At 44.0% G+C, this 26,284-nt stretch carries 11 protein-coding genes and 1 pseudogene; 11 read left to right on the top strand and 1 reads right to left on the bottom strand.

All coding sequences use genetic code 11. The features are described from left to right. Nucleotides 1–14 precede the first annotated feature (14 nt). From CJ190_RS07750 to CJ190_RS07725, 6 genes and pseudogenes are all read left to right on the top strand, one after another. Nucleotides 15–1,232 carry a quaternary amine ABC transporter ATP-binding protein gene (locus CJ190_RS07750; protein WP_070598051.1) on the top strand — a complete coding sequence of 406 codons (1,218 nt, stop codon included), beginning with the start codon at nt 15–17 and terminating at the stop codon, nt 1,230–1,232. Further along, nucleotides 1,225–2,971 (top strand): annotated as a pseudogene (locus tag CJ190_RS07745) (ABC transporter permease/substrate binding protein). The gene CJ190_RS07750 and the pseudogene CJ190_RS07745 overlap by 8 nt, the downstream one beginning before the upstream one ends. A 173-nt stretch (nt 2,972–3,144) precedes the next feature. Further along, nucleotides 3,145–3,588: a hypothetical protein gene (locus CJ190_RS07740; RefSeq protein WP_070598048.1), complete on the top strand. Its 444-nt coding sequence runs from the start codon at nt 3,145–3,147 to the stop codon at nt 3,586–3,588. 127 nt (nt 3,589–3,715) lie between these two features. Then, nucleotides 3,716–3,979, top strand: coding sequence for an ACT domain-containing protein (locus CJ190_RS07735; RefSeq protein WP_070598047.1), 264 nt, complete (start codon nt 3,716–3,718; stop codon nt 3,977–3,979). Between the two features lie 14 nt (nt 3,980–3,993). After that, a complete protein-coding gene (locus tag CJ190_RS07730; protein ID WP_219350627.1) occupies nt 3,994–5,349 on the top strand; it encodes a PFL family protein in 1,356 nt (451 codons plus the stop codon). A 425-nt stretch (nt 5,350–5,774) separates the two neighbouring features. Next, nucleotides 5,775–6,509, top strand: coding sequence for a glycerophosphodiester phosphodiesterase (locus CJ190_RS07725; protein ID WP_070598045.1), 735 nt, complete (start codon nt 5,775–5,777; stop codon nt 6,507–6,509). Between the two features lie 265 nt (nt 6,510–6,774). Here CJ190_RS07725 and msrA read toward each other — a convergent pair whose 3' ends face one another. Then, complete coding sequence (gene msrA / locus CJ190_RS07720) at nt 6,775–7,290, bottom strand: peptide-methionine (S)-S-oxide reductase MsrA (protein ID WP_180754107.1); 516 nt, start codon at nt 7,288–7,290, stop codon at nt 6,775–6,777. Between the two features lie 347 nt (nt 7,291–7,637). Here msrA and rpoB point away from each other — a divergent pair, with 347 nt between their 5' ends. From rpoB to CJ190_RS07695, 5 genes are all read left to right on the top strand, one after another. Beyond that, nucleotides 7,638–11,234 carry a DNA-directed RNA polymerase subunit beta gene (rpoB, locus tag CJ190_RS07715; protein ID WP_070598043.1) on the top strand — a complete coding sequence of 1,199 codons (3,597 nt, stop codon included), beginning with the start codon at nt 7,638–7,640 and terminating at the stop codon, nt 11,232–11,234. Between the two features lie 169 nt (nt 11,235–11,403). Further along, a complete protein-coding gene (gene rpoC / locus CJ190_RS07710) occupies nt 11,404–15,084 on the top strand; it encodes a DNA-directed RNA polymerase subunit beta' (protein WP_070598042.1) in 3,681 nt (1,226 codons plus the stop codon). 294 nt (nt 15,085–15,378) lie between these two features. Beyond that, on the top strand, nt 15,379–17,958 hold the full coding sequence (locus CJ190_RS07705; RefSeq protein WP_070598041.1) for a vitamin B12-dependent ribonucleotide reductase: 2,580 nt from the start codon (nt 15,379–15,381) through the stop codon (nt 17,956–17,958). A 2,140-nt stretch (nt 17,959–20,098) separates the two neighbouring features. Then, on the top strand, nt 20,099–24,625 hold the full coding sequence (locus CJ190_RS07700; RefSeq protein WP_101562084.1) for a collagen-flanked surface repeat-containing protein: 4,527 nt from the start codon (nt 20,099–20,101) through the stop codon (nt 24,623–24,625). Between the two features lie 889 nt (nt 24,626–25,514). Next, the gene (locus tag CJ190_RS07695; RefSeq protein ID WP_060778746.1) at nt 25,515–26,108 is read left to right on the top strand and encodes a cob(I)yrinic acid a,c-diamide adenosyltransferase; all 594 of its coding nucleotides are present in this window, start codon (nt 25,515–25,517) and stop codon (nt 26,106–26,108) included. Nucleotides 26,109–26,284: the final 176 nt, after the last annotated feature.

The following is a 26,284-nucleotide window of genomic DNA, read 5'->3' as shown; positions in this document are numbered from 1 at the left end:
AGAGAGGAGAAATTATGGCGTCAATAAAAGTAGAAAATTTGACTAAAATTTTTGGCTCAGCCCAAGCCATAGATAAAGCGAAAAAATTAGTGGAAAAGGGTGAAACGAAAGAAGAGATTGTTAACCAAACTGGTGCCACAGTGGGGGTTTACGATGCCTCTTTTGAAGTCAATGATGGCGAGATCTTTGTCATTATGGGGCTTTCTGGTTCAGGAAAGTCAACCTTACTTCGGATGCTCAATCGTCTCATTGAACCCACTCATGGACAAGTCAGTATTGATGGGGAAAGTGTCACCCAAGCTAATGACGAAGAATTGCGCAATATCCGCCGCAAGAAAGTCAGCATGGTTTTCCAAAGTTTTGCGCTTTTCCCTCATAAAACCATTCTCGAAAATACTGAATTTGGTCTAGAAATCCAAGGTGTCGATGGCGATGAGCGACGCAAACGGGCCCAAGATGCTCTAGAAACTATGGGCTTATCTGCCTACCAAGACCAATTGCCTGACCAACTCTCTGGTGGGATGCAGCAAAGAGTGGGGCTAGCTAGAGCTTTAGCTAGCGATACTGATATTCTCTTAATGGATGAAGCCTTTTCAGCTTTGGACCCCTTGATCCGGGCCAACATGCAAGATGAACTGATTGAACTGCAAAGTAAGCTCAATAAGACCATTGTCTTCATTACCCATGACTTGGATGAAGCTTTGCGCTTAGGTGACCGCATTGTATTGATGCGTAATGGCCACATTGAACAAATTGGTACCGGGGAAGAGATCCTGGAAAATCCTGCTAATGACTATGTGGAAACCTTTGTTGGCGGCGTGGACCGGTCTAAGGTCTTTACCGCAGAAAACGCTATGGAAGCACCTGGCTATGTCTTCAATAAGGACCGGGTAGGTGCGCGGGTAGCCTTGAAGATTATGCAAAATGAACATACCTCCACCTTGTATGTCATAGACGGTGACCGCAGGATCCATGGTTATGTGACTGACAAGGACCTGGCTGATCTAATTCGTCAAAACAAACAAAGCAAAAATATTTATGTGGACGAAATTATCCGTACCGATAACCCCTTGGTCAATCAAAATACACCAATTAATGAAATGTATGATCTCATGAGTGAAACCAATATGCCGATTGCGGTTGTCGATGATGATAAACGTCTGCTCGGCTACGTGGACCGGCGCTTGGTGATCGACCAATTATCTGGACAAGGAGGCGATAACAATGAATAACATTTTACTATTTCCCTTACAACCCCTACCCGTTGCTGACTGGGTGGAAGCGGCCACCAATTGGCTGACCACGACTTTCTCAGGACTCTTTGATGTGGTGCAAAGTATCGGGTCAACCGTGATGAACTCGGTGAATGATGTTTTACTCTGGTTCCCACCATTTCTATTCATTCTCTTAGTGGCTGCCTTGGCTTACTTTGCCACTAACCGCCGCTTTGGGGTCCCAGTCTTTGTCCTGGTTGGTTTAGGTTATGTGCTCAACCAAGGTTTGTGGAGTCAATTGACCCAAACCATTACCCTGGTTCTCATTTCCTCCTTGGTGTCCATTATTATTGGGATTCCGTTAGGGATTTTATCGGCCAAGAGTAAGTGGGTTCACATTATCCTAAAACCGATCCTTGACTTTATGCAAACCATGCCGGCCTTCGTTTACCTGATTCCGGCGGTTGCCTTCTTTGGTATCGGGATGGTACCGGGAGTCTTTGCTTCTGTTATCTTTGCCCTACCCCCAACGGTACGCTTTACTGAATTAGGCATTACCCAAATTTCTACGGAGTTAATCGAGGCGGCTGATGCCTTCGGGTCAACCCCATGGCAAAAACTCTTCAAAGTCGAGCTTCCCTTAGCCCAAGCGACCATTATGGCTGGGGTCAACCAAACCGTGATGCTAGCGCTCTCCATGGTCGTGACCGGGTCCATGATTGGGGCACCTGGTTTAGGACGCGATGTCTTATCTGCCTTACAACGGGCCCAAGTTGGTAGCGGCTTCGTGGCTGGTTTAGCTATCGTGATCTTAGCCATTGTGGTTGACCGCATTACCAATGGCTTTGCTTCACGTGACAAGTAAAGGAGGATGAAGAATGTTTAAAAAAATTGCCCTCGCGCTCTTAGCTGCCTTAGGTTTACTTTTAACCTTTGGGAGTGAAGATGCTTATAAAAGTAGCCTCTTTTCAGCTGGCGGGGCTGGCGGAGAGACCGTTACCCTGGCCTATGTGAACTGGGACAGTGAAGTGGCTTCTACCCAAGTCATTGCTGAAGTTTTACGCCAAGAAGGTTTTAATGTTGAACAAGTCCCCTTGGATAATGCCATCATGTGGTCTTCAGTAGCTAGTGGGGAATCGGATGCCATGGTATCCGCCTGGTTGCCTATTACTCACGGCGAACAAATTGACCAATATGGCGATCAAATGGTCTTTGCTGGTACCAATTTAGAAGGGGCACGTACTGGTTTAGTGGTCCCTACTTATATGGATCAAGTGAATTCCATTGAAGACTTATCTTCAGAAGCAGGCCAAACGATTACCGGGATTGAACCTGGTGCTGGGATCATGGCTTCAACAGAAAAGGCTCTGGAAGAATATCCTAACCTTGCTTCTTGGAATTTAGCTTCTTCCTCGTCAGGGGCCATGGCGACTTCGCTAGGCCAAGCTTACAATAACCAAGAAGAGATTGTTGTGACTGGCTGGAATCCTCACTGGAAATTTGCCGAGTACGATTTAAAATATTTGGAAGACCCTAAAAAGGTTTATGGTGAAGGAGAGACCATTAATACCTACACCCGCCAAGGTTTCCAAGAAGATAATCCTCGGGCTTATCAAATTCTGGCGAACTTCCATTGGAGCTTAGAAGACATGGAATCCGTCATGCTAGATATTGCTAACGGCATGGATCCTAGTCAAGCGGCCCAAAAATGGATTGAAGCTAACCCAGACAAGGTCAGTGAATGGACCGCTGAATAAGCTAAGCGGATGAGCAAAGCAGTAAAATAAAAACATGAATTCACAAGCAAGCTTTTTTTAAAAAGAAAGCTTGCTTTTTTGTTTGAGGTCATAGTATAATTGATGTGTGAAATAAATCACTAACTTTGGTTAAAAAGTTAAAAAAAGCAAAGATAAGAAAGGAAGTTATTCGAATGACAAAATCAATGAAGTCCTTAGAGTTTCATTTTCATAATGGTGGGGTATGGGAAGTCCCGATCGAACATATCGGTGATGTCTGGATTGGTCGGATTACCACCTCTTATGGCCGTATTAACGGCCAGGGGGATATTGTGGAAATCCATCCATGTAAGACCTTCAAAGTTGAAATTCTTCCTGATGCGGACGTTTTCCAATCCCAAAGCATTGTACAAGGTGGCTTAATGGGTGGCATGTTTGAGAATGTGGTTAATAATAATGACCTGGAATACCTCACCATTCATTGGTCTAGTGGCCGGGAATCAGAAATCTACTTCCAATTTAAAGCCAGCACCAGCGACAAGGTCGATAATGTGTACATGAGCTCAAAAGTGAAAGAAAATGGTAATCTTTATATTGTAATTAATCGCCAAGCGACTGTTGATGACATCTTTGAATAAGCGAATGAAATAGCCTTCATTCGATTGGAAGTTGGGACTGAAAGTTCTGACTTCTTTTTTCATATTTTAAGAAAGTTTAACTTATGCTATTATAGTGGGGCATAAAAATTAAGGAGGTTTACTGCTTATGAATGCGGTAATTACTGTTGTAGGTATTGATCAAGTCGGAATTTTGTCTAAGGTAAGTACGGCTTGTGCCGAGAACCAGGTGAATATTGTGGATGTTGCCCAAACGGTAATGGATAATTATTTCACCATGACCATGCTCGTGACAGTCGACGAAGAGCAAGTGGCTTTTAATGACTTCCAAGAGAGTGTGGAAAACTTAATACCGGGCATGCAGATTACGGTCATGCATGAAGATATCTTTAAGGCCATGCATCGTTTATAGGAGGCAGACTCGTGATAGAAATTAATGATATTCTAGAAACTGTCAATATGATTGCCAAGGATCACCTCGATGTTCGTACCATCACTATGGGGATCTCCTTACTCGATTGTTGTGACACAGATATTGAGCGGTCCTGTGAGAAAATCAAGCAAAAAATCAGTCAAAAGGCCAAAGACTTGGTTCCTGTGGCTGATCAGTTGAGTCGACAATTGGGGATACCAATTATTAATAAGCGCCTTTCGGTAACCCCTATTGCCCATCTGCTGGCCGTTTCTGGTGGCGATCCTGTCCGCTACGCCAAATGCTTAGACCAAGTCACCAAGGATATCGGCATTGACCTCGTCGGAGGTTATTCTGCCTTAGTACAAAAAGGCTTCGCAGCGGGGGACCGAGACTTGATTGCGTCTATTCCTCAAGCCTTAAGTGAAACGGATAATGTCTGTTCGTCAGTCAATATCGGCTCTACCCGGTCAGGGATTAATTTAGACGCCGTCGCTTTAATGGGGGAAACTATCCGCCAAGCTGCTGAAGTGACAAAAGACCGGCAATGCATTGGGGCAACCAAGTTGGTCGTCTTTTGTAATGCGGTTGAGGATAATCCTTTTATGGCTGGAGCCTTCCACGGGAGTGGGGAAGCGGATTGTGAGATCAACGTGGGGGTCTCTGGCCCTGGGGTGGTCCGTCAAGCCTTAGAACGCCTACCTAAGGATGCACCGATTAACCAAGTGGCTGAAACCATTAAAAAGACTGCCTTTAAAGTGACTCGTATGGGACAGTTAATCGGAAGCCAAGCTTCCAAAGCGCTAGGGGTTCCCTTTGGTATTGTGGATATTTCCCTAGCACCAACTCCTGCAGTAGGAGACTCGGTAGCTCGAATCTTAGAAAGTATGGGGTTAGAAACAGTCGGTGGTCACGGGACCGTTGCTACGCTAGCTCTCTTAAATGATGCTGTGAAGAAGGGTGGCCTGATGGCTGCTGAACGGGTAGGGGGCCTATCTGGTGCTTTTATTCCGGTTTCTGAAGATGAAGGGATGATTGCCGGCGCCCAAGCCGGGGTTTTAGACTTACAAACCCTTACCGCGATGACGGCGGTATGTTCAGTAGGACTTGATATGATTGCAGTTCCGGGGGAAACCACAGCTGAAGTCTTAGCGGCAATTATTGCTGATGAAGCAGCTATCGGGATGATTAATGGAAAGACAACAGCGGTTCGTTTAATCCCAGCCATTGGTTACCAAGCCGGAGACTGCTTAGAATTTGGTGGTCTCTTCGGTTCAGCACCAATCATGCCGTTAAAAACCTCTTCGCCGGAAGTCTTTATCCGCCGCGGTGGCCATATTCCTGCACCAATTCAAGGATTGAAGAATTAATCATTAAAACGTTTCTGTATCAAAAAGACAATGAGACTGGGTTCAATCCCAGTCTTTTTTTGTTGGAAGAAAGGGAGCATGCCTTTTGCACACCAAACGCACTTTCTAAACCCCTTCCAAGGAATCTCCCTCCCTGATCCTTCCTCACATCCTTTTCAAACCTGCTTCTGGTGCAAGGCAAGCGTCCTCTTCAGAAAATGTCGATAAATTCTCTACGAGAATTTTTTACGCCATTTTCCTCCAGAGGTCTTGCCTTTCGGCACACCAGTCGCACTCTAACTCTTTACTTTATTTTTACAAAATTCATGGGAAGTTTACTCCAAATTTACTCTGGCTTAATATAGGCTGGTTAGAATAAGGGTGATGTAGCTGGGTTGACCAGTTTTAAAGACTGGAAAAGGAAGATAAGGAGATGCCAAAGGATAATGAAATTATATGCCCACCGAGGCTATAGTGCCCGCTATCCCGAAAATACTATGCTGGCCTTTATTAAAGCCTATGAAGCTGGAGCAGATGGGATTGAGTGTGATGTCCAGTTGACCTTAGATGGCCAAGTAGTGGTTTGTCACGATGAGCGCTTGGACCGGACGGCTAATGCGAGCGGTTGGTTGCGAGACTATAAGTATGCTGACTTACGCTGTCTCCGCTTCGACCGCCTCCATAACCAAGCTGATGCGCTTGACTTGGTTCGCATCCCCCATTTAAGTGAGTTATTAGCCTGGGCTGCGCCCTTGGACTTGACCCTGAATATTGAATTAAAGACGGGCCTCTTCCCTTATCCCGGTCTAGTCGAAGCGGTGATTGACTTAGTAGAGGCCTACCAGATGCAAGAGCGGGTAATTATCTCTTCTTTTAACCACCAGAGTATCCTTAAACTTAAGGACTTAGCGCCTGACTTGGCTTGTGCTTTCTTACAGGAGGACTATTTGGATAATCCTGGTGCTTATTGTGCTGCTAGGGGAGTGGGCTACTATCATCCTGACTATAAATTGCTGGACCCGGCGACGGTGAATAACTTACATGACCACGGCATTATGATTAATGCTTGGACAGTAGACGATCGAAAGATTTATAAAAAATTCAAAGAGTGGGAACTAGCCGGCTTGATTACTAATGATAGTCATTACCTGGAAAGTGCTCCAGTCTTAGCTAGTTATTAAGCTGTCTGATGGCAATGAAAAAAAACAGCAGGGAAGTCGATCCTTGCTGTTTTTAAGGTTTAAAAATAATGGATAAAAAAGGATGTGGGACAAGTCAGCCTTGTTCTGACAGCTTGTATCGCTGCCCTTCGCTTGTCACACTCTATTTAAACCTGTTCCAAACGCAGAGCAAGCGTCCGCTTCAGAAAATGACGACAAATTCTCTTCGAGAATTTTTACGCCCTTTTCCTCCAGCGGTCTTGCTCTTTAACGCGTTTGTCACACTCTATTTCCATTTATCTTCGATGAAGCGGTGACGGGCGATGGCGCTTTCGTCGGCTTGGTATTTATCGGGGCTCTTCTTATAAAAGTCTTGGTGGTAGTCTTCTGCTGGGTAGAAGGGGCCGGCTGGGGTGATTTGGGTGACGATGGGGTCATCGAAACGCCCGCTTGCTGCTAGAGCTTTTTTGGAAGCTTCGGCAGCTTGGCGTTGGTCCTCAGATAAGTAGAAGATCTCGGGCCGATAGGACGATCCCCGGTCCTCGAACTGCCCCATGGCGTCAGTTGGGTCAGTTTGTTGCCAGTAAATTTCGAGTAATTCGTCATAGGAAATAATGGCGTTATCGAAGCGAATTTCTACCGCTTCGGTATGGCCAGTTTTTCCGCTTTTAACTTCATGGTAGCTGGGATTAGCAACATGTCCTCCCGTATAGCCAGAGACGACCGCTTCAATGCCTGGTAACTGGTCAAAGGGTTGGACCATGCACCAGAAGCAGCCGCCTGCAAAGATTGCACGTTCGATAGCCATAATGACATCCTTTCTCTTTTGTTCTTGCATCTATTATACAAAAGCTTCAGCCGAGAAGCTATCAAAGATTCACTTTTAAGAAAAAACTTCTTGACATCTAGGAAAATAGCTAGTAATATAGTTAATGATTGATTATTAAATAGAAGAAGTGTACGAAATATTGTCCGTAGGCTTTGATGGGATAAAACAAAAGAAGTAGGCTCGGCCTTGAATCTTTTGTCTTTTTTTTGCCCAAAAACGGGTAAAAAGAGGCGATTTTATCACATTTTAATCATTTCTTAATAGTTTCTTAATAATTGCAGGCTAAAAGATTTACTTTTTGGAGAGGTGGCTACTCATTCATGGCAGGACATAATGTTGAATACGGCAAACACCGCGTACGGCGTTCTTACTCGCGCATCAATGAAGTGCTCGAGTTGCCAAATTTGATTGAGATTCAAACCGAATCTTATCGTTGGTTATTGGATAAGGGGATTCGGGAAATGTTTAATGATATTTCACCGATTGAAGACCACGGGGGCAAATTGGCCTTGGAATTCGTGGATTATTCCTTCCAAGAACCCAAATATGACATGTCTGAATCGCGTCAACAAGACACTAACTATGCGGCGCCAATGTATGTTAAATTGCGTTTAATCAATAACGAAACCGGTGAGATTAAGGACCAAGAAGTTTTCTTTGGGGACTTCCCATTGATGACCGATAGCGGGACTTTCATTATTAACGGTTCAGAACGGGTTATTGTTTCGCAATTGGTCCGTTCCCCTGGGGTTTACTACAATGATAAAGTAGACAAAAATGGGAAACTCTCTTACGGAGCGACTGTGATTCCTAACCGGGGAGCTTGGTTAGAAATGGAAACCGACGCCAAGGATATTTCCTATGTGCGGATTGACCGGACCCGTAAGCTGCAAATGACCGTTTTGATGCGGGCCTTAGGTTTTGGTTCGGATGACCAAATTCGTGAACTCTTTGGTGACAGTGAAACTCTGAATTTAACCTTAGAAAAGGATGTCCACAAAAACCCATCAGACTCACGAACTGAAGAAGCCTTAAAAGATATTTATGAGCGTCTCCGTCCTGGTGAACCTAAAACGGCAGAATCTTCCCGTAACTTATTAAATACGCGTTTCTTCGACCCACGTCGCTATGACTTGGCCGCTGTTGGACGCTACAAAGTCAATAAGAAATTAGATTTAAAATCTCGTCTCTATAAACAAACCCTAGCGGAAAACTTAGTCGATAATGAAACTGGTGAAATTGTCCTTGAAGCTGGGACTGTTTTCACCCGTGAAGTCTTAGATGAAATTAGCGATAAGTTAGATAATGGCCTAGGTTTAGTGACGGTCTATCCTAATGATGACGCTGTGATCACTGATCCAGTAGATATCCAACTCATTAAGATTGTTGCACCTAAGGATCCTGACCGGGTAGTGCATGTGATCGGTAATGCGATGCAAAATTCCGACTACAAGTCGCTAACCGTAGCTGACGTGTTAACCGCCATGAACTACTTCTTGAACCTCTATGAAGGTTTAGGAACGACCGACGACATCGACCACTTGGGTAACCGTCGGATCCGTTCTGTGGGTGAATTGTTACAAAACCAATTACGGATCGGTTTAAGCCGGATGGAACGGGTGGTCAGAGAGAGAATGTCTATCCAAGACATCGATACGGTTACCCCGCAACAATTAATTAATATCCGTCCTGTGGTGGCATCGATTCGTGAATTCTTTGGGTCATCCCAATTATCCCAATTCATGGACCAAAACAACCCACTCTCTGAGTTAACTCACAAACGCCGTCTATCTGCTTTGGGACCTGGTGGTTTAACCCGGGACCGGGCCGGTTACGAAGTGCGTGACGTTCACTATTCTCACTATGGCCGGATGTGTCCAATTGAAACCCCTGAAGGACCTAACATCGGTCTGATCAACAGCTTGGCGACCTATGCCAAGATTAATGACTTTGGTTTCATTGAAACCCCATATCGCCGGGTAGACTGGACTACCCACAAGGTTACCGATAAGATCGATTACCTAACGGCGGATGAAGAAGACCGTTTTGTTATCGCTCAAGGGAACACGCCTTTAAATGAAGATGGTTCTTTTGCGACAGATACCATTATGGCACGTAAGATTGAGGAAAATATTGAAGTTTCCCCTGAAGAAGTCGACTACATGGACGTTTCCCCTAAACAGGTGGTTTCTGTCGCAACCGCATGTATTCCTTTCTTGGAAAACGACGACTCCAACCGGGCCTTGATGGGGGCCAACATGCAACGGCAAGCGGTGCCACTCTTAAACCCTCATGCGCCTTTGGTTGGGACTGGTATGGAATATAAGGCAGCCCATGACTCCGGTGCTGCAGTAACCTGTAAGCGGGCCGGTGTGGTGGACTATGTCGATGCCCGTGAAATCCGCGTACGGACGGAAGAAGGCGCCTTAGATAAGTATGAATTAGTGAAATTCTACCGGTCTAATGCCAGCTCCTGCTACAACCAAACCCCATTGGTACATAAAGGCGACCAAGTGGACAAGGATGAAATCCTAGCCAATGGACCTTCCATGGAAGGTGGGGAATTAGCACTTGGACAAAACCCAATCATTGCCTTCATGACCTGGGATGGTTATAACTATGAAGACGCGGTTGTCCTTTCTGAACGTTTGGTTAAGGAAGACGTTTATACCTCGATCCATATTGATGAACTTGAATCCGAAGCTCGTGACACCAAATTAGGGCCAGAAGAAATCACCCGGGAAATTCCTAATGTGGGTGAAGATGCCCTCCGTAATCTCGACGAAAACGGAATTATCCGCATCGGTGCTGAAGTAACCGATGGCGATATCTTAGTGGGTAAGGTCACTCCTAAGGGTGTGACTGAACTCAGCCCAGAAGAACACCTGCTCCATGCCATCTTTGGTGAAAAGGCTCGTGAAGTTCGTGATACTTCCCTACGAGTACCTCATGGTGGCGGCGGTATCGTTAACGACGTCAAAGTCTTCCACCGTGAAAACGGCGACGAACTCAAACCGGGTGTTTCCATGATGGTGCGTGTCTACATTATCCAAAAACGGAAGATCCAAGTTGGGGATAAAATGGCTGGTCGTCACGGTAACAAAGGGGTTGTCTCCATTGTCCTACCAGAAGAAGACATGCCTTACCTACCAGACGGGACCCCAGTAGATATCTGCTTGAACCCATTAGGGGTGCCTTCGCGGATGAATATCGGGCAGGTCTTAGAACTCCACTTAGGGATGGCTGCCCGTAACTTAGGTATCCATGTGGCTACGCCTGTTTTTGATGGGGCCCAAGATGAAGACATTTGGGAAACCGTTAAAGAAGCCGGTATGGCTGAAGACGCGAAGACTGTTCTATATGACGGTCGGACGGGGGAACCATTTGATAACCGCGTTTCTGTAGGGGTTATGTACTACTTGAAACTCTCCCACATGGTGGATGATAAGCTCCATGCACGTTCCATTGGGCCTTACTCCCTAGTTACCCAACAACCATTAGGTGGTAAAGCACAGTTTGGGGGACAACGTTTCGGGGAAATGGAAGTTTGGGCACTGGAAGCATACGGTGCTGCTTACACCCTACAAGAAATCCTTACCTACAAATCAGACGACGTGGTAGGCCGGGTCCAAACCTATGAAGCGATCGTGAAAGGTGACCCTATTCCTAAACCAAGCGTACCGGAATCTTTCCGCGTCCTCGTTAAAGAATTACAATCCCTAGGTTTAGACATCCAAGTCCTCGATGAAAACGATAAGGAACTTGACTTACGTGATGAAGATCCTATCCAAGTTGCCCGTCGTGATCACAAAGAAAACCAAGAACAAGAAGATGAAGACAAGGATAAGAACCAAGAAGAAAAACAAAACGAAGGCAATGACGAAGAAATCATCGCCAAAAAACAAGCAAATGAATAGGTCGTTTAACTGTTAAAGGATGTGAGGACTCCGTCAGAGACATGATTTTTCTGAAGCGGACGCTTGTTCAGCGCTTGGAAGAGCTTTAGAAAGTTTATTATTTAAAAGAATCGTATGAATTTGTTCTCGCTTTTAGCAGTTTCAGTGATTAATGAGGGAGGTTGACCTCTTGGTCGATGTAAATAAATTTGAAAGTATAAAAATTGGTTTAGCCTCACCAGATAAGATCCGTTCCTGGTCCCATGGTGAAGTCAAGAAACCAGAAACAATCAACTACCGTACCTTAAAACCAGAAAAAGACGGTCTTTTCTGTGAACGTATTTTTGGGCCAACCAAGGACTACGAATGTGCTTGTGGAAAGTATAAACGGATCCGTTATGCGGGTGTAGTATGTGACCGTTGTGGGGTTGAAGTAACCAAGGCTAAAGTCCGTCGTGAACGGATGGGACACTTGGAACTCGCTTCACCAGTTACCCATATTTGGTACTTTAAAGGCATTCCTAGTCGGATGGGCCTGATCTTAGATATGAGCCCACGGTCTTTAGAAGAAGTGATCTATTTTGCTTCCCACGTGGTGATTGATGGGGGTGACACGCCTCTAGCGCCTAAGCAATTGCTTTCTGAACGGGAATACCGGGAGTATAAGGCGGAGTATGGTGACCGTTTCCAAGCGGGCATTGGTGCTGAAGCCATTAAGGAACTCTTACGCCGCGTAGACCTGGACCGTGAATGTGCGGAATTAAAAGAAGAATTACGGACTGCCAAGGGTCAAAAACGGACCCGGGCTATCCGCCGCCTAGACATCATGGATGCCTTTAGAAAATCCGGTAACAAACCGGAATGGATGGTTCTTGATGTGATCCCAGTGATCCCACCTGAACTACGTCCGATGGTGCAATTAGATGGGGGCCGTTTCGCAACCAGTGACTTAAACGACCTCTACCGCCGGGTGATTAACCGGAATAACCGTCTAAAACGTTTATTAGACCTCAATGCACCAAATATTATTGTTCAAAATGAAAAACGGATGCTCCAAGAAGCTGTTGACGCCTTAGTGGACAATGGCCGTCGCGGTCGTCCGGTGACTGGACCGGGTAACCGGCCACTCAAATCTCTTTCACATATGTTGAAAGGGAAACAAGGTCGTTTCCGTCAAAACCTCTTAGGGAAACGGGTGGACTATTCAGGTCGTTCCGTTATCGCCATTGGCCCGCACTTGAAGTTCTATCAATGTGGTCTGCCTAAGGAAATGGCTTTAGAACTCTTTAAACCCTTCTTGATTCGGGAATTGGTGGACCGTGAAATTGCCACCAATGCTAAACATGCCAAACGGATGATTGAACGCAAGGATGATGCTGTGTGGGAACCCCTCGGCGAGATCATGCGTGAACACCCGGTATTGCTTAACCGGGCACCTACCCTCCACCGTTTAGGGATCCAAGCCTTTGAACCAGTCTTGGTTGAAGGAAAGGCTATCCGCCTGCACCCATTAGCCTGTGAAGCCTATAATGCCGACTTTGACGGGGACCAAATGGCGGTCCACTTGCCTTTAGGAGAAGAAGCCCAAGCCGAAGCCCGTATCTTAATGCTGGCTGCTTCCCATATCCTAAACCCTAAAGATGGACAACCTGTGGTCACCCCATCTCAAGACATGGTTTTAGGGAATTACTACTTAACCCAAGAAGAAGCTGGGATGACTGGGGAAGGAATGAAGATTTCTTCACTCAGCGAAGCCCATATTGCTTATGCCAATGGGGCGGCCCAATTGCATACCCGGGTTGTGATTAGTCCTAAACACTTCCCTAAATATGCTTGGACCGACCAACAAAAAGAACAATTAATGATTACCTCCATTGGTAAATTGTTCTTCAATGAAATCATGCCGGCTGATTTTGCCTATATTAATGAGCCCACATCAGAAAACTTAAATGGCCAAACGGCTGATCGTTTCTTCGTCAACCCTGGGGAAGATACTGACCAAGCCATTGCGCAATTAGAAACTACCGCTCCATTTAAGAAGGGCTACTTAGAAGAAATTATTGCCGCTATCTTCAAGCGCTTGAAGGTTACCGAAACCTCACAATTCTTAGACCGCTTGAAAGCGTTGGGTTACTACTACTCCACCAAGTCAGGGATTACCGTTGGGATTGCTGATATTACCGTTTTAGACTCTAAGAACCAATACGTGGATAAGGGTCACAAACGCGTGGACAATATCATGAAGCAATACCGTCGTGGTTTAATTACCGATGACGAAAGATATGACCAAGTCATTAACACTTGGAATGACGTCAAGAACGACATTGAAAAAGAATTAACCCACAGTCTGTCCCCAGACAACCCCTTCTTTATCATGATGGACTCTGGTGCCCGTGGTAACATCTCCAACTTTACCCAATTAGCGGGGATGCGTGGTTTGATGGCAGGACCAAGTGGTAAGATTATTGAACTGCCAGTTACTTCTAACTTCCGTGAAGGGCTATCGGTTCAAGAAATGTTTATCTCCACTCACGGGGCCCGTAAAGGGATGACCGATACCGCCTTGAAGACAGCCGACTCTGGTTACCTAACCCGTCGTCTGGTTGACGTTGCCCAAGACGTGATTATCCGGGAAAATGATTGTAATACCGACCGTGGTTTAACCGTTTCAGCCATTAAAGAAGGCAACGAAATGATCGAAAGCCTAGCTGAACGTCTCACCGGTCGTTATATCCAAAAAACTGTCCGTGATCCAAAAACCGGTGAAATTCTTGCTCACCATAATGAGCTGGTTTCACCAGAAACTGCTGCTAAGATTGAGGATGCTGGCATCAAGCAGGTCACCATTCGCTCCGCCTTCACTTGTCGGACCCGTCATGGAGTATGTAAGTACTGCTACGGTTCTGACCTTGCAACCAATGGTGAAGTAGAAGTCGGTGAAGCAGTTGGTATCGTGGCTGCCCAATCCATTGGGGAACCGGGTACCCAGTTGACCATGCGTACCTTCCATACCGGTGGGGTTGCCGGGGATGACATTACCCAAGGTTTACCTCGTGTTCAAGAAATCGTTGAAGCCCGTCATCCGAAAGGGCAAGCGGTCATTACTGAAGTGACCGGTGAAGTGGTTGCCATTGATATTGAAGAAGAAACCCGGACCAAGACAGTTACCGTTAAAGGGGAAACCGATGAACGGGAATACAAGGTGCCTTACACTGCCCGCATGAAGGTGAGTGAAGGGGACTTGATTGAACGTGGTGCCCAATTGACGGAAGGGTCCATTGATCCCAAAGAATTGCTCCGGATTACCAACTCCCTCACCGTAGAAAACTACATGTTAGCGGAAATCCAACGGGTTTACCGTCAACAAGGGGTGGACATTAACGACAAGCACGTGGAAGTCCTCTTACGTCAAATGATGCGTAAGGTAAGAGTCTTAGACCCAGGCGCTTCTGACTTGTTGCCAGGGCACTTAATGGACATTGGTGACTTTGAAGATGCCAATGAGGAAATCATTAAGACTGGCCAACAACCGGCTACCTGTCAACCAGTCCTTTTAGGAATTACCAAGGCAGCCTTGGAAACCAAGTCCTTCCTATCTGCCGCTTCCTTCCAAGAAACCACCAAGGTCCTCACCGATGCGGCCATTAGTGGTAAACGGGATGAGTTACTCGGATTGAAAGAAAACGTCATTATTGGTAAGATAATTCCTGCGGGTACTGGTGTCGGACGTTACCGTCACATGGAACCAGAAAAATTAGGCGTGGAACAGGTTGTTGAAGTGCCGGCCCATGAGCCATCCGACAACGAAAATTTAGCAGAAATTGCTACAATTACCAAACCAATCGATGAAAACTATAGCGGTATGCCTTAATCAGGTATGAAGCATTTAAAACAGGATAGGCGCATATCCGACTACAAGATATGCGCCTCTCTTTTTGCCCAAGGCGATGAGACTGGGCTTTAACCAATTTGAGTCAAGCAACAACACTACATATAGTGTTGTTGCTTTTTAATTGATACTATATATTGATTTTTAGCTTGCTTTATGCTTAAGTTTTTCCTATAATAGCAATGCAGCTAATTTTTAGCCGATAGACCATTAACTTAACTCACGCTAAAGCAGCTGAAAAGTCTACTAATAAGTAAAGTATAAAGGAGATTCATTATGGAAACTGCGATGAAGAATATAGTGGAATGGAATAAAGAGGCCCTCAACCAAGCCATCCAATCCTTTCCCCAAGTTTATCCGATGACAGAAGACATGAACAAAAGCTTTTCTGGGATTAGTCGGATGGTCATGTTGGACCGTTATTCCTTTAAAGATACCATGAAGGAAACCCTGGCTCCAGGTGACTTGGTGGTCCTAACTGTCCGTCCTGACCCTCAATATCCTGGACGGGGGATTGGGATTGTCCAAGCCATTGATAATAAGACAGTAACCATTTGGGTTGAAGAAGCTTATCGTGGTTCCTTAATGGGAGAAGAACAGGAAACTGGTATTGTTCAACGCCCCTTGGATGAAATCGACAAACCTTTAGAAATCTACTATGAACAAATTGCTAAACGGAACGCCCATGGTCTAGCAGCCATTGACCGTGACGAAGACCACCGTCAAGACATCGAAGCAGCCTTCTTCCGCGAAGAAGCGGCTGGAAACTTCGTGCCAGCGGGCCGGGTTTTATATGGTGCTGGGTCAGGAACTGACGTGACCTACTTTAACTGCTACGTGATGCCTTACGTGCCTGACTCTCGGGGTGGGATTGCTGACCACCGTAAGGAAGTCATGGAAATTATGTCTCGTGGTGGGGGTGTAGGGACCAATGGCTCTACCCTAAGACCACGTCATTCTTTAGTTCGTGGGGTTAACGGCAAGTCCTCTGGAGCAGTTTCTTGGTTGGACGACATTGCCCAATTAACCCACTTGGTGGAACAAGGGGGCAGCCGTCGTGGGGCCCAAATGATCATGTTAGCTGACTGGCATCCAGATATTTTAGAATTTATCATTTCTAAGATGCAAAACCCTCGCATCCTTCAATTTATCAAAGAAAGCTCCAAGGACAGCTACATTAAGCAATTAGTCGATGAAAAGTTAAAATTCGTCTACTCCACCCCAGCTCAAATTGACATGTTCCAAGCGGTCGTTGACCTCAAGGAAAAACAAGGCGGTGAGGTGAGTGATGCCGCCTATGCGGAAGCCAAGGAAAACTTGGAACTGGGTGGTCACTACGAAGTCAATGAACCGGACTTCTTAACTGGGGCCAATATTTCGGTAGCGATTTCCTCCGACTTTATGGAAGCTGTTAAGGAAGGCAAGGATTGGACCCTACGCTTCCCCGCAGTGGAAAAATATGACCAAGAAGAAATGGAAGCCTATGATAGCCAATGGCAAGAAGTTGGCGATGTGCGCGAGTGGGAAGCCATGGGTCATGAAATTACCGATTACCGGACCCTACCTGCCAAAGAACTATGGCAATTGATCAACATCTGTGCCACCTATGCGGCCGAACCTGGGATTTTCTTTATTGACCGGGCCAACGAAGACACCAATGCTGTGGCTTATGGTCAAAAGGTGGTGGCGACTAACCCTTGTGGGGAACAACCACTAGCGCCTTATTCTGTATGTAATCTGGGTGCCATTAACCTGGCCCAAATGGCAGATAAGGAAAACAAACGTCTCGATAAAGAAAAATTACAAGAAACGGTAGCTACCGCCATCCGCATGCAAGATAACGTCATCGATGCCACACCTTACTTCTTGGAAGCCAACAAGAAACAAGCGCTCGGTGAACGTCGGATTGGTTTAGGGGTAATGGGCCTGGCTGACCTCTTAATCTACTGTGAAAAACGCTATGGCTCTGAGGAAGGTAATCAATTAGTCGATGAAGTCTTTGAAACCATCGCCGTAACGGCTTACCAAACCTCCATCGAACTCGCCAAAGAACGGGGCAGCTTCCCCTTCTTAATTGGAGAAACAGAAGAAGAAACCCAAGCATTAAGAGAACGCTTTGTCCAATCCGGTTTCATGCAAAGAATGCCTGAAAGTATCCGTGAAGGCGTCTTGAAGTACGGAATCCGCAACTCCCACTTACTTACCGTGGCGCCAACCGGAAGTACCGGGACCATGATGAATGTTTCTACCGGGCTAGAACCTTACTTTGCCTTTAAATACTACCGGACTGGTCGCTTAGGTAAATTCATTGAAGTGAATGCTGATATCGTCCAAGAATACCTGGACCAACATCCAGAAGCCGATGCTGACCATCTCCCTGACTTCTTTGTTTCAGCCATGGACTTAAGCCCAAGAGAACACGTTGATGTGCAAACCACTATCCAACGTTGGGTAGATAGCTCCATTTCTAAGACGGTGAACGCACCTAAGGGTTACGCTGTTAACCAAGTGGCTGAAGTCTATGAAAAACTTTATGAAGGTGGCGCTAAGGGTGGGACCGTTTATGTTGACGGGTCGCGGGATTCCCAAGTTCTCACCTTAAATAAGGATGAACATGAAGACAGTGACCAAGCTTCCCAAGCCGATCAAAACAAACAAGCCGATGTGGTTGTCGTTGATGACAGTGACGAATTACGTCAATTAGTCGACCAAGCCCAAGCTGAAGCCAATGAAGAAGTCGTCTTCGGTAGCGAACTTGGCAATACCTGCCCAATTTGCCGGACCGGGATTGTGGAAGAAATTGGCGGCTGCAACACTTGCTCCAATTGCTTCGCCCAATTAAAATGCGGCTTATAATAAAATAACTTTAAAAGAATAAACTAGATTAATGTAGTAACCCCCAAAAGTTGAATTCAAGATTCAACTTTTGGGGGTTATTTTAGGTTCTATAATATCTGTATTATTATAAATCTGGTATTGACACTTGCCCCTAATCTGCTCATTTTATTCGTTTAAAGAAAGCCTTGCTACGCAAATTACAAGTTCCAATTCAAGCCTTTTTATTTGATTTTAACTAAGAGTATTACTAAAGTGAAAGTGAAAACGCTATCAAAAAATATTTAGAGGTGGTTTTATGTTGTCCTCGAGAGAGCAGAGACTAGCGTTATTAGGTTATATTATGTTGATGGTATCTTTATTAGGATTTTTCTCGATTTATTTACATAGTTCATCATCCCCACTAAGTATTTGGGTAATTTTAATGTTGGTTGGAGGAAGTATTGTAGGGTGGAAAACGTTGAAATTTTCTTCTCAAATACAAATAAAGTTGGTTTTATGTGATTTATTGTTTATTTTAAACTTTTATATTCTTTCAAAATGGGAGCTTAAGTATGGTTTAAATTATATTTTAGCAGGGTTTTTGGGATCAATATTGATAACTTATATTAATGAAAAATTTTTAAAATAATAAGATAATTATGGAAAGGGATTGTTAGCCATCGTTAGGAGCTTGCAAAGATTATTAAATCGGATTCTTATAAAATTCTGAATCATCACGTACTATTAAATCTTGTTATATTGTTCATGGAAATCTTCATAAGAAATTGTGAGATAGATGAATCTAAAGGAAGCTATTTTCTGGCTCTTTTTTATTACATATCTCATTTATTTCGGCTATTTCCTTCTACTAGTTGGAAGGAAGCGCATTCATTTATCGACTCAAATAATTCTTATAAAAAACTATTTTGATTGGTGTTGTTGTATCAAGGGTTAAGTGTTGTAAAAGGTTACTGATATTAGTATTGCAATCTTTACTATCTTTATCCTTTTGTTTATGATTAATTATATTAGGGATAGATAATTTACTAGAACCCTTAAAATTGAATTGTTTGAATAGGTCTATCAGTTTGATAGTTAACTTAATGAGTGCAATCATTAAGTTAGATGTAGTGCCCCTAAAGTTGGATTTTGAGTTCATCTTTTGGGAGATTAGATTTAGACTTATAGTCCTTTTTGTATGTTAGCCCCTAATCCCACTCCTGACTCGAATATATTACCGTGTGAGACAAGCTGGAGTTGGCAATCAGAATTTATATTAGAAGAAGCGTCCCCCATAGTGGAGACCTTGAGGCCTTGACTCAAGGTCAGCAAACTTTAGGGAAACTTTTTGTTATTTAGCTTAACTTGGCTCATCGGGTCGTAGCAGGGGTGGACTACTGGGGGCGATAGTCAGGACAGCCCCAGGCTGACCTGGCCTGGGGGGAGACAGGGAGTGGGCACTTTATGGCGTGGTAGTTAAGGAGAATGATGTTATTTAATATTTACCTTCAAAAGAACTATAGCGTTAGCTTTCAGTAAATAAACTTAGCTCTAGAAATTACACACTAAACATTGTTAAAATAAATGCTTATAGAAGGAAGAAATTCTAAAAACTATAAGAAAAGCCAATAATTTAGTATATAAATAAAAATAATAATCGTATTTATTGATAAATATATACAGTTTATTTGTAAAATAAATTAAAGTTTAAAGTGAGCGAAGAATAATTACATATAAGCCAGATTTTTTATTTAGCAGGATATTACGGCTATTAATTAATATATTTATGTAATTTGATAAATTTGATTCAATGCCATTTGTAATATCTCCCACGTCACCTTTATTGATTCTTCACAAATATACGTAAACTATCTAGCATATCCAACATATATAGTCAATTGGAAAGGAGATGAAGCCGAATGACTTCATCTTTTTTTTACATGGAACAAAAATGTATTTTAATTGCGTTGAATATTTCCTTATTATTTAGACAATTAAGATTAAAAACCTACTGTTATTTGAATTTATTTTATATTTGCATTATTTATTTTAAAATAATCAAAAATAAATATCAGTATTATTTGATGAAATCCTTGCGTTTTTTTTTGTACGATTCTCATGCTTAGATTGATTTAAGCGATGATCTATTTTTTAAACTAAAGAAAACGGAGGGGAATTTATGATTGGTAAGAATAATCTTAAATTACTTCAGAAAAAAAGAAGTAATAAATTTTATCGTTATTCAATTAAACGTTTGAATGTTGGCGTTGCATCAGTAGTGGTAGTAGCTGGCTTACTTTTCATGGGGAATGCAGCAGTCGTTGAAGCTGCAAGTAACCAAGAAGTAAGTGCACCTGTCGCTGAAACTGTATCAGCACCAAGTAGTAATGAAACCAGTGAAGTGACAGAAGCTCAGCCAAGCTTGCCAGAAACAAGCGCGACTGAATCTGACACAGTCGTAGCTTCTGAAAAAGAGGAAGCTAAAGCTGAAAATGACCAAAACCCGGATGGGAAGAATGCAGAAGCAGGAGACCAAGAAAGGCCTGAACGCGCAGGTTTTTATGCAGCAGATGCGGCTAAGGACGATACAAAAGAACGTTTAGCCTTGTATGCTAATGCTAGCCAGATTCCAGGGAAAAACGTGAATAGTGAGATTCAAAATGTTGAAATCAACATTTCAAATCCAAAGAGTCGAGTAGGAGAAGGAACCGTTCAACCTCAGGCAAGTGGGTCTTTACGTGTTGATACATCTTTCAATATTGGCAATGGCGCTAAAGCTGGTGACTATTTTGATATTCAATATAGCAACAATGTGAACCTGAATGGGGTAATGCAAGATGCTGCGGTTTCTCTTAAGCCAATTTACTTCAAAGGGGCCGTTCTAGCTGAACCAGTTATCCTGCCACAAGACCAACGTCGGATTCGCTATGTCTTAACACCTACAGCTGAATTGCTGAATAATGTTAAGGCAAATGTCAGCTTCCCAATCTTTATCGATCCGAAAACTGTTCCCCAAGATGGCCCTCAGACGATCATGGTATCAGTAGGCGACCGTTCTCAAAGCCACGTGATAAATGTAGATTATCAAGGCATTGGTAGAGATCAACGAACAGGTGTAAGTAACGAGATCCTCGTTCAAAATATCGACGGAAATGAGCAGAGTTTCCGTGTTCAAGGGGTAGCCAATGCGACACACATCAACCTGCAAACTGGTGCTTATCCACTAGAAGCAGATTACCAAGCAGTTAACCGACATTTAAACCCTGGTGTTCCAACAATTGCGATTACTAAGAAGGATGCTCAAAGTGACACAAGCTTTAGCCCATCGGATACGGTCCATGTTTACCGGATCCCTAAAGGTCAAGAAATTAACCAAAGCTTATATCACAATCCAAATACCCTCCAAGAAGTAACCAATAACTTAAATATCAAACGTACGCCTGATGGTATCTTTATCGAACTACCTAACGGCACTACCGATGCTTATTACTACACTGTAGATACTAAGTTTAAACCAGCAGCAGATGGGCAAACCACTGTATCTGCCAAGGGTACCTTATATGCGAACAATTCGCCATTCTACTGGACCTTTGATATTACGAAAGAAACCAATAAAGCGGATGGTACAGGCCAAGTCGCTCAAGAATATAATATTGGGGACTACGTATGGGACGATGCCAATAAGAATGGCATCCAAGATGAAGGTGAAACTGGTATTGCAGGGGTTAAAGTAACCTTACGTGATGCACGTGGTGAAGTCATTGAATCTACCGTAACGGATGCACAAGGCAACTACCACTTCCTTCAAAAACCTACCGGCGTATACATTGTGTCCTTTGATACACCAGCTGGCTATCTACCAACTCAAGCAAACCAAGGCACAGTTGGTAAGAATTCACGCGGCAATCAAGTAGTTGTTACCCTTGAAAATGGCAATGACCTGACTGTTGACGCTGGCTTCTACAAAGAAGAGAAAAAAGAAGATAAAAAATACACCAGCTTTGAAATGACGACTGAAGAAGTTCCATTCGAAGTTCAAACCCGTGAAAATAACAATTTACCTAAAGGGGTAACCGTTGTTGTTCAAGGTGGTGTGAAGGGCCGCGACCGCATTATTTATAAACATGAACTTGTTGAAACAACAGAAACAGGTAAGGATACCATTCAAGTAGATGGTAAGAATTATAAATCTTACTTTACTGAAGTCAGTCGTGTGCGTGAGCTGGAGCCCCAACCTGAAATCCGTGAAATTGGGACGAAAGAAATCGTTGAACCTAAGGACGGCAAATCATCATTTGTCAAACTTGAACCAGGTACAGACCAAGAAGGCCGCCAAGGTAAATGGATTATCACCTACTTTGATAAGAATGGCGATAGCCAATTTGGCGAAGATGAAGTAGTCTCACGTGAATTTGTAGCTGATAGTAAAGATGGTGCGCCAGGTAAGAATGGTGAAAACGGTAAGTCATCCTATGTTCACGTCGTGAAGGGACCAAATGAAGCAGGCGAACCAGGTCAATGGATCATCTCTTACTTCGATAAGAACGGTGACGGCAAGTTCACTGAAGATGAAATCGTCTCAACTGAATTCGTAGCTGATGGTAAATCACCTAAGGCTAACGTGACAGACAACGGCAATGGAACTCACACTGTAACCATCACTAACCCAGACGGCACTAAGAGCGAAACTGTTATCAAAGATGGTAAGGATGGCAAGTCTGCAACTGCTGAAGTGACAGATAACGGTGACGGCACCCATACCATTACTATTACCAACCCAGACGGCAGCCAGACCACAACTGTGGTTAAAGACGGTGACAAGGGCGAAAAAGGTGACAAGGGCGACCCTGGTAAAGACGGTAAGTCACCTAAGGCTGAAGTCACAGATAACGGCAACGGTACTCACACCGTAACTATCACCAACCCAGATGGCACTAAGACTGAAACTGTTATCAAAGACGGTGCTAAGGGTGAAAAAGGCGACCCTGGTCAAAATGGTAAATCCGCTTACGTTCACGTCGTGAAGGGACCAAATGAAGCAGGCGAACCAGGTCAATGGATCATCTCTTACTTCGATAAGAACGGTGACGGCAAGTTCACTGAAGATGAAATCGTCTCAACTGAATTCGTAGCTGATGGTAAATCACCTAAGGCTAACGTGACAGACAACGGCAATGGAACTCACACTGTAACCATCACTAACCCAGACGGCACTAAGACCGAAACTGTTATCAAAGATGGTAAGGATGGCAAGTCTGCAACTGCTGAAGTGACAGATAACGGTGACGGCACCCATACCATTACTATTACCAACCCAGATGGTACGCAAACGACCACTGTGGTTAAAGATGGTAAAGATGGTAAGGACGGCAAAGATGGTAAGTCACCAAAGGCCGAAGTGACAGATAACGGCAACGGTACTCACACCGTAACTATCACCAACCCAGATGGGACTAAGACTGAAACTGTTATCAAAGATGGTAAGGATGGCAAGTCTGCAACTGCTGAAGTGACAGATAACGGTGACGGCACCCATACCATTACCATTACTAACCCAGATGGTACGCAAACGACCACTGTGGTTAAAGACGGTAAGTCACCTAAGGCTGAAGTGACAGATAACGGCAATGGTACCCACACCGTAACCATCACTAACCCAGACGGCACTAAGACCGAAACTGTTATCAAAGACGGTAAGGATGGCAAATCTGCAACCGCTGAAGTGACAGATAATGGCGACGGGACCCATACTATTACCATTACCAACCCAGATGGTACGCAAACGACCACTGTGGTTAAAGATGGTAAAGATGGTAAGGACGGCAAAGACGGTAAGACTCCTTCAGTTAAAGTACAGCCAGGTCAAAATGATAAAGGCGAAAAGGGTCAATGGATTATCGTCTTCGATGGTGATAACAAAGAAATTTCACGTGAATTTGTACGCGATGGTAAAGATGGACAGTCTCCACGTGTAGACATTCGTGATAATGAAAACGGAACCTATACTATCATTGTAACGAACGTGGATGGCTCCACTCAGGAAACAATCATTCGTGATGGTAAAGATGGCAAGTCACCAAAAGTTACCGTAACTGATAATAAAGACGGTAGCTATACCATTACTGTAATTGATACTGATGGCACCAAGACTGAAACGATTGTTCGCGATGGTAAAGACGGTAAAGATGGTCGTGGTATTGTTAATGTATACTTTGATGAAAATAAACATTTAATCATTGAATACACAGATAAAACCAAGGTCGACTTAGGCTACATTTGCAACATCTGCAAGAAAGAAGATAAACCAGGTACCCCAGGCGGTAATACTCCAGGCGGCGACACTCCAGGTGGTACTACCCCAGGTGGCGACACTCCAGGTGGTACTACCCCAGGTGGCGACACTCCAGGCGGTAATACCCCAGGCGGTAATACCCCGGGCGGCGACACTCCAGGCGGTAATACCCCAGGCGGCGACACTCCAGGCGGTAACACTCCAGGTGTACCAAACGTTAAACAAACGAACCATGTAGTTGTTAAGAAGACTGACACTCCTCAATCTGCAAGAAAAGTTGTTAAGGATAAGCAATCTGTTAACACTAAACTACCTCAAACAGGAGCAGTAGCAGGTGTGTCGACAGCAGCTCTTACTGTATCAGTACTATTGGGCTTTGCTTCATTAGCTTTAGGATCAAAGAAAAAAGATTAATAAAAAATAATCGCAGGTATTTCTACTCAATATCTTCCCAATATGTATAAATGATAAAAAGGTATATCAATGAAGCCAGACGGTCGATTTGATATACCTTTTATCTATTATGATGAGATTAAATTATTGTACTTTGAAAAAGATGAATTAATTTTAGAAGCGATATTTTACTACTCACCCCTAACCCCCACCCCAAGAACAGGGCCCATCCCCTGTCTTCCACCGGGCCAGGTCAGCCTTTCAGTCTGTCCTGGTCAGCGGCTCCAGCCAGGGGATGGGGCGTGACATACTATTTATGATACAAATGCTAGTGGCCAAGATTAATTCATATTCACTAATAAGGAAAACCTCCATCTTAAGTACACATACTACTCTTTGTTGTTCGAGGATGTACTCGATGTAAAGTTAGTTCAAAAGTGACTAGGGCATGTTGACATTTCGACAATATTAAATATCTATACTCATGTGATTAATGCTAAGCGAGTACTTGATGATGATTTATTTGCATATTTTATAGTTGATATGTAGTTTTTTTGCTTAATTCCATTATTAGTATATTGCACAGTTTTCATGATTTTTGTCTGACTTTTGAAAAATAGACTAAGAACTAAAAACACCGTGATAATAAGATTTGCAAATGTTTGTTATCACGCTGTTTATAGATGATGGACCGTGAAAGGCTCGAACTCTCGACAGATGGATTAAGGGCGTAGAGCATCTGAAAAGAATCATAAACCATAGTTAAGCAACTATCGATTATTATTCGTGAAGTGGACGTTTAGGCTGCCTCTTGCAACATGTTTTCAAAGAGTGTGTCACACATTAATTTATCACCATTTAAATCGTATTTATTGGCCAAATACTTTATAATGTAAGTGAGGTGATTAATATGCAAATTTATACCCGAACAGGGGATAAGGGGACGACCCGGATTATCGGTGGCCAGGAAGTTCCTAAAGATTCTCTACGTGTCAATGCCTATGGGAGTGTTGACGAATTAAATTCATGGATTGGTGTCACAATTAGCGAAAACGAGTCATGGCCGGAATTAAATGAGGAATTAATTCAAATCCAACAGTATTTATTTGACTGTGGCAACGACTTTGCCACTCCTGAGGGCAAGGGCGAGTACCGCTTAAAACAAGCCGCGATTGATTGGTTAGAGGAGCGGATTGATACCTACAATCCTCAAGCCCCTGCGGTGGAATCCTTTATCCTACCCGGTGGTAGCCGTTTAGCCAGTCGTTTGCACTATGCTCGGACCGTGACCCGCCGCTGTGAACGCCACATTGTTTCCTTCATGCGTGAAGAAAGTTCCAGTCCCGTCGCTTTGAAATTTATTAACCGCCTATCCGACTACTTCTTTGCGGTCGCCCGCCTTGCCAATGTCAAGGTCGGCCTATCTGACATCCTCTACGAACGTAGTGGCAAGGTCTTCCATGACGAATCCGAATTGAGTAAGGCTGACCTCAAAGACGATTAGCCCTTATTGATGAGGGGGCATTTATCGATTTGCCTAGCTGGGACTTCTCCCAGCTTTTTAAAAAATACGAACAGTCTAATTAAAACGTGTTCCAAAAGTCAGCTCTGACGTCCACTTCATAAAGGGTGTGAGACTTGGCGCATAGGCTTGGATGATTGGAGCAAGTCAGAATAAAA

Origin of the sequence: Aerococcus loyolae, from assembly GCF_002871915.2 — a bacterium.
GTDB lineage: Bacteria > Bacillota > Bacilli > Lactobacillales > Aerococcaceae > Aerococcus > Aerococcus loyolae.
Note: the sequence above shows the minus strand (reverse complement) of the source record. Positions and strands in the feature narration are given on the sequence as shown.

Coding starts and splice junctions, on each gene's coding strand:
- CJ190_RS07695 (WP_060778746.1), top strand. CDS start 25,515: ATGCAAATTTATACCCGAACAGGGGATAAGGGGACGACCCGGATTATC.
- CJ190_RS07700 (WP_101562084.1), top strand. CDS start 20,099: ATGATTGGTAAGAATAATCTTAAATTACTTCAGAAAAAAAGAAGTAAT.
- CJ190_RS07750 (WP_070598051.1), top strand. CDS start 15: ATGGCGTCAATAAAAGTAGAAAATTTGACTAAAATTTTTGGCTCAGCC.
- CJ190_RS07740 (WP_070598048.1), top strand. CDS start 3,145: ATGACAAAATCAATGAAGTCCTTAGAGTTTCATTTTCATAATGGTGGG.
- CJ190_RS07735 (WP_070598047.1), top strand. CDS start 3,716: ATGAATGCGGTAATTACTGTTGTAGGTATTGATCAAGTCGGAATTTTG.
- CJ190_RS07705 (WP_070598041.1), top strand. CDS start 15,379: ATGGAAACTGCGATGAAGAATATAGTGGAATGGAATAAAGAGGCCCTC.
- CJ190_RS07725 (WP_070598045.1), top strand. CDS start 5,775: ATGAAATTATATGCCCACCGAGGCTATAGTGCCCGCTATCCCGAAAAT.
- rpoB (WP_070598043.1), top strand. CDS start 7,638: ATGGCAGGACATAATGTTGAATACGGCAAACACCGCGTACGGCGTTCT.